Below are 5,699 nucleotides of genomic sequence, written 5' to 3'. Positions count from 1 at the left end.
CACCATCTGCGCCGCCGAGCGCAGCGCGCCCAGGAACGGGTACTTCGAGTTGGACGCCCAGCCGCCCATGATGATGCCGTAGACGCCCAGCGAACTCACCGCGAACAGGTAGAGGATGCCGACGTTGATGTTCGACACGCCCCAGCCGGGCGCGATCGGCATCACCGCCCAGGCGCCCAGCGCCAGGGTCACGCTGATGATCGGCGCCAGCAGGAACACGGCCTTGTCCGCCCCGGCCGGGATCACCAGCTCCTTGATCAGGAACTTGCCCAGGTCGGCGAAGGACTGCAGCAGGCCGAACGGCCCCACCACGTTCGGGCCCTTCCGCTGCTGCACGCCGGCGAAGATCTTGCGGTCGCCATAGATCACGAACGCGATCGTCAGCAGCAGCACGACGGTGATCAGCAGGATGTGCCCCACCGTCCACAGCGCCCAGCCGATGCCGGTGTTGAAGAACTCCATGCCCCTACTCCGCCGCGATCTTCGCCGCGCCGGCGGCCACCTGGGCGCACTCGGCCATGGTGACACTGGCCCGGGCGATCGGGTTGGTGAGGTGGAAGGCGCTTACCGCGCTGGCCAGCGGCGCCTCGGTGAGCGCCCCCTTGGCGCCCAGCGCCGCGAGGTCGAACGCGCCGGGAGTCGAGGGCACATAGTCGATGCGCCCGAAGGTCGGATGGTCCGCGAACAGCTTCGCTCGGAGCTGGTCCAGGGTGTCGTACGGCAATGTCGCGCCCAGGCGTTCCGACAGGGCGCGCAGTATCGCCCAATCTTCCTTGGCCTCGCCCTTCGGGAACACGGCGCGCAGGCCCATCTGCACCCGGCCCTCGGTGTTGACGTAGAGCCCGTTCTTCTCGGTGTAGGCCGCGCCGGGCAGCACCACGTCCGCCCGGTGCGCGCCCGCGTCGCCGTGCGTGCCGACGTAGACCACGAAGGCGTTGGTCTGGGAGAGGTCCAGCTCGTCCGCGCCCAGCAGCACCAGCACATCCGCGCCGCCCTTGGCGACCAGCTGCTGCGCCGTCTTGCCACCGGCCTGAGGCACGAAGCCAAGGTCCAGTCCGCCCACCCGGCTCGCCGCCGTGTGCAGCACGTTCCAGGTCATGCCGAAGGCCTTCGCCGCGCCCGCGGCCGCGGCCAGCACCGCCGCCCCGTCCGCCCGGCTGAGCGCGCCCGCGCCCACGATCATCGCCGGGTTCTTGGCGTCTTTCAGCGCGCCCAGGAACGGCGACCGGGACTTCGCCAGTCCAGTCAGCGCCGCCGGGCCCGAGCCCACGAAATCGTAGCCATAGGTCAGGTCGGCCGCCTCGCCGATCACTCCGATCCGCAGCGCGCCCGCCATCCAGCGCTTGCGCAGCCGCGCATTCAGCACCGGGGCCTCAAGCCGAGGGTTGGTCCCGACCAGCAGGATAACATCCGCGTCTTCAAGGCCTTGGATCGTCGAGTTCAGAAGCCAACTCTCGCGCGGCCCGCCGCCCAGCGCCATGCCGTCCTGCCGGCAGTCCAGGCTCGTAACCCCCAGGCCGCCGAACAGGTCCAGAGCCGCCTTCATCGACTCCGCGTCATGCAGGTCGCCCGCGATCACCCCGATCCGGTCCGGCTGAGTGGCCTTCACCCGCGCCGCCACGGCGTCCAGCGCCTCGCCCCAGGTCGCCGGCTGCAGCTTGCCGCCCATCCGGATGAACGGCCGGTCCAGCCGCTGGCGCGCCAAGCCGTCCACCGCATAGCGGGTCTTGTCGGAGATCCACTCCTCGTTGACCGCCTCGTTGGTCCGCGGCAGCACCCGCAGCACCGCTGAACCCCGCGCATCCACCCGGATCGCCGAGCCGAGCGCATCCATGACGTCGACGCTCTCGGTCTTCTTCAGCTCCCACGGCCGCGCGTTGAACGCGTAGGGCTTCGAGGTCAGCGCCCCCACCGGGCATAGGTCGATCACGTTGGCGCTCAGTTCCGAGGCCACGGCCTTGTCGAGATATGTCGTGATTTCAGCATCTTCGCCGCGGGAGATCATCCCGATTTCCGACACCCCGGCCACCTCGGTCACGAAGCGGATGCAGCGGGTGCACTGGATGCAGCGGGTCATGACCGTCTTGATCAACGGCCCCATGTACTTCTCTTCGACCGCCCGCTTGTTGTCGGCATAGCGAGAGTCGTCGCGGCCATAGCCCATGGCCTGGTCCTGCAGGTCGCACTCGCCGCCCTGGTCGCAGATCGGGCAGTCCAGCGGGTGGTTGATGAGCAGGAACTCCATCACCCCGTGGCGCGCCTTCTTGACCATCGGCGTGTCGGTGAAGATCTCCATGCCCTCGCCGGCCGGCAGCGCGCACGAGGCCTGCGGCTTCGGCGGACCTGGCTTCACTTCCACCAGGCACATGCGGCAGTTGCCGGCGATCGAGAGCCGCTCGTGGTAGCAGAACCGCGGGATCTCTTTCCCCGCAAGTTCAGCCACTTGCAGGACATTCATGCCCGGCTCGAACTCGACCTCGACGCCGTCGACCTTGCACTTCGGCTTGGGCTTGGGTTCTTCGCTCATCGCCCTACTCCGCTGCGATCGTGGCGCCGGCATAGCTGCCCTTGCGCGCGCGGTAGGTGTTGATGCGGTCCTCCACCTCGTGGCGGAAGTGGCGGAACAGGCCCTGAATCGGCCAGGCGGCCGCGTCCCCCAGGCCGCAGATCGTGTGGCCCTCGACCTGGCTGGCGACGTCGAGCAGGAGGTCGATCTCGGACATCTCGGCTTCGCCGGTGACCATCCGCTCCATGACCCGCCACATCCAGCCGGTGCCTTCGCGGCACGGCGTGCACTGGCCGCAGCTCTCGTGCTTGTAGAAGTAGCTGGCCCGCGCGATCGCCTTCACCAGGTCGGCGTCCTTGTCGAACACGATCATGGTGCCGGTGCCCAGCCCCGAGCCCCGCGCCTGCAGGTCCTCGTAGGTCATGATCGCCTCTTCGCACTGCTCGGCCGGGATCATCCGCACCGAGATGCCGCCGGGGATAACGGCCTTCAGGTTCCCCCAGCCGCCGCGCACGCCGCCGAAGTGATCCTCGATCAACTGCTTCACGGAGATGCCGACCGCATCCTCCACAACGCAGGGCGTGTTCAGGTGGCCGGAGCCGGCGAACAGCTTGGTGCCTGTCGATTTCTCGGTTCCGAAGGCCGAGAACCACTCCGCGCCACGTCGCAGGATCGTGCCGACCACCGCGATGGTCTCCACGTTGTTGACCGTCGTCGGGCAGCCGTAGATGCCGGCGCCGGCCGGGAACGGCGGCTTCAGGCGCGGCTGGCCCTTCTTGCCCTCGAAGCTCTCCATCAGCGCCGTCTCGTCGCCGCAGATGTAGGCCCCGCCGCCGTGCTGCAGGCGCACGTCGCAGTCCCAGCCATGGATGTTGTCCGGGCCGATCAGCTTGGCGTCGTAGGCTTGCTTGATCGCCGCCTGCAGGCGCTCGCGCTCGTGCACGTACTCGCCGCGGATGTAGATGTAGGCCGTGTGCGCCCGCATGGCCTTGCAGGCGATCAGGCAGCCCTCGATCAGCAGGTGCGGGTCGTTCCGCAGGATGTCGCGATCCTTGCACGCGCCCGGCTCGGACTCGTCGGCGTTGACCAGCAGGTAGTGCGGCCGCTCGCTCTCGACCTTCGGCATGAAGGTCCACTTCAGCCCGGTGGCGAAACCCGCTCCGCCACGTCCACGCAGGCCCGAGGCCTTGATCTGGTCGCAGATCCACTCGGGCGCCTGGCGCACGATGTCCTGCGTGCCGTTCCAGCACCCGCGCGCCTTCGCGCCATCCAGGCCCCAGTCACGCTGGCCATAGATGTTGAGGAAGATCCGGTCCCGATCGGCCAGGATGCCCGCCACGCCTAAGCCCCTTTGCCGTTCCGGCGGAAGCCGGCGATGAACCATACCTGCGCCCCGAAGCCTGCCAGCAGGCTGGCCACGAACGCCGCGAACGCCCAGTCGACGTCATACTTCGCCCAGGCCACCACGAACCCCAGCGCCACGATCGCCGCCGCCACATTGACAGCCGCCATGATCGTCATCCGCCGCTTCTGCGCCGCCAGTTCCGGGGTCATGCCGGCGCCTTGGTCTTGGACGCCGGCGGCGGCAGGTTCGGGATCTTGATCTTCTTCGCCAGCGACCCGTCGTAGAGCTTTGCGTCGGTGAGCGTCGTCGCGCCGCCCTCCGGCGCCGAGCCCTGGCGGCCGATCGCCGAGCCAGGCTTGGGTGTCTTGCCCGCCTCGAACTGGTCCAGCAGCTTCTCGAACGTCTCCGGCGTCAGGTCCTCGTAGTACCGGTCGTTGATGGCGGCCATCGGCGCGTTGGCGCAGGCGCCCAGGCACTCCACCTCCTGCCAGTAGAACTTGCCGTCGGCGCTTCGGTGGCTCTGCGCCCCGATCCGTCGCTTGCAGACCTCCATCAGCGCCTCGGAGCCGCGCGTCTGGCAAGGCGTCGTGCCGCACACCTGCACCAGGGCATGCGTGCCCACCGGCTCCAGCATGAACATCGTGTAGAAGGTCACCACCTCCAGCACCCGGATGACCGGCATGCCGAGCAGCTCAGCCACGGCGCGGATGGCGGGCTCGCAGACCCAGCCCTCCTGCTTCTGCACCAGCCACAGCACCGGCACGACGGCCGACTGCTGACGGCCGACCGGGAAGTTGGCCATCCACGCCTTGGCGGCCTTCAGCGTGGCCGGCGTGAAGGCGAAGCTCGCCGGCTGGTTGGGTGACAGTCTGCGGACGCTCACGCCGGCCTCACTTCGCGAAATCCACGCGGGCGATCTTGCCGCCGGCGATGGTGTAGATGGCGATCACCTCGAAGGTCACCCCGGTCCCCCGGTCGACGTACTCGTGGTCGATGACAGTGGCGCCGACGCAGATCCGGTTCTTCAGTTCGGCGCGGTTGCCGGGGAAGTCGGCGAACACCTGCACATACTTGGCGCGGTAGGCCGCGATCCCGCGGATCGTCACCGCCCCGTTCAGGTCGCTCACCACCACATCGTCGGCGAAGAACGCGCAGTGGGCGTCCAGATCCTGGAGGTTGTAGGCGTCGAGCTGCGCCTGGGCGAGCTCGGCGGGGCTCAGGGCGACGTTGGCGTTCACCGGTCGATCTCCCCGAACACGATGTCCAGCGACCCCAGGACCGCCGACACGTCGGCCAGCATGTGGCCGCGGTTGATCCAGTCCATGGCCTGCAGGTGCGGATAGCCCGGCGCGCGGATCTTGGCGCGGTAGGGCTTGTTGGTCCCATCGCTCACCAGATAGACGCCGAACTCGCCCTTGGGCGCCTCGACGCAGGCGTAGACCTCGCCCTCGGGCACGTGGAAGCCCTCGGTGTAGAGCTTGAAGTGGTGGATCAGCGCCTCCATGGAGCGCTTCATCTCGCCCCGCCGGGGCGGCACCACCTTCTTGTCCGGCGCAACGTGCGGGCCTTGGCCTCGGAAGACAGCAGCTTCTCGCAGCACTGCTTCATGATGCGCACCGACTGGCGCATCTCCTCCATGCGGATGCAGTAGCGGTCGTAGTTGTCGCCGTTCTTGCCGATGGGGATGTCGAAATCGAGTTCGGAGTAGCACTCGTAGGGCTGCGCGCGGCGCAAATCCCAGGCTGCGCCCGAGCCACGCACGAGAACGCCCGAGAAACCCCACTTGAAGCAGTCATCCAGGGAGATGTTGCCGATGTCGACGTTGCGCTGCTTGAAGATGCGGTTGTC

General features: G+C 68.1%; 6 protein-coding genes and 1 pseudogene. All 7 read right to left on the bottom strand.

The window, feature by feature from the left end; genetic code table 11:
- A partial coding sequence (locus tag QZV94_RS22515) for an NADH-quinone oxidoreductase subunit H (RefSeq protein WP_293682272.1) occupies positions 1-462 on the bottom strand: 462 nt, incomplete at its 3' end.
- 4 nt (positions 463-466) lie between these two features.
- A complete protein-coding gene (gene nuoG / locus QZV94_RS22510; RefSeq protein WP_293682269.1) occupies positions 467-2,527 on the bottom strand; it encodes an NADH-quinone oxidoreductase subunit NuoG in 2,061 nt (686 codons plus the stop codon).
- Between the two features lie 4 nt (positions 2,528-2,531).
- On the bottom strand, positions 2,532-3,845 hold the full coding sequence (gene nuoF, locus QZV94_RS22505) for an NADH-quinone oxidoreductase subunit NuoF (RefSeq protein ID WP_293682267.1): 1,314 nt from the start codon (positions 3,843-3,845) through the stop codon (positions 2,532-2,534).
- A gap of 2 nt (positions 3,846-3,847) precedes the next feature.
- The gene (locus tag QZV94_RS22500) at positions 3,848-4,060 is read right to left on the bottom strand and encodes a hypothetical protein (protein WP_293682265.1); all 213 of its coding nucleotides are present in this window, start codon (positions 4,058-4,060) and stop codon (positions 3,848-3,850) included.
- Complete coding sequence (gene nuoE / locus QZV94_RS22495) at positions 4,057-4,734, bottom strand: NADH-quinone oxidoreductase subunit NuoE (RefSeq protein WP_293682263.1); 678 nt, start codon at positions 4,732-4,734, stop codon at positions 4,057-4,059. The genes QZV94_RS22500 and nuoE overlap by 4 nt, the downstream gene beginning before the upstream one ends.
- Positions 4,735-4,741: 7 nt before the next feature.
- Positions 4,742-5,089, bottom strand: coding sequence for a nuclear transport factor 2 family protein (locus QZV94_RS22490; RefSeq protein WP_293682260.1), 348 nt, complete (start codon positions 5,087-5,089; stop codon positions 4,742-4,744).
- Positions 5,086-5,699 (bottom strand): annotated as a pseudogene (locus QZV94_RS22485) (NADH-quinone oxidoreductase subunit D); the annotation flags it as partial. The pseudogene QZV94_RS22485 and the gene QZV94_RS22490, both read right to left, overlap by 4 nt.

It is taken from the genome of uncultured Phenylobacterium sp., from assembly GCF_902826855.1.
GTDB lineage: Bacteria > Pseudomonadota > Alphaproteobacteria > Caulobacterales > Caulobacteraceae > Phenylobacterium.
This window is presented reverse-complemented; position numbering and strand designations above follow the sequence as displayed.

Bases quoted from the DNA above. Each gene is read 5' to 3' on its own strand.
- nuoG (WP_293682269.1), bottom strand. From the start codon at position 2,527: ATGAGCGAAGAACCCAAGCCCAAGCCGAAGTGCAAGGTCGACGGCGTC.
- QZV94_RS22500 (WP_293682265.1), bottom strand. From the start codon at position 4,060: ATGACCCCGGAACTGGCGGCGCAGAAGCGGCGGATGACGATCATGGCG.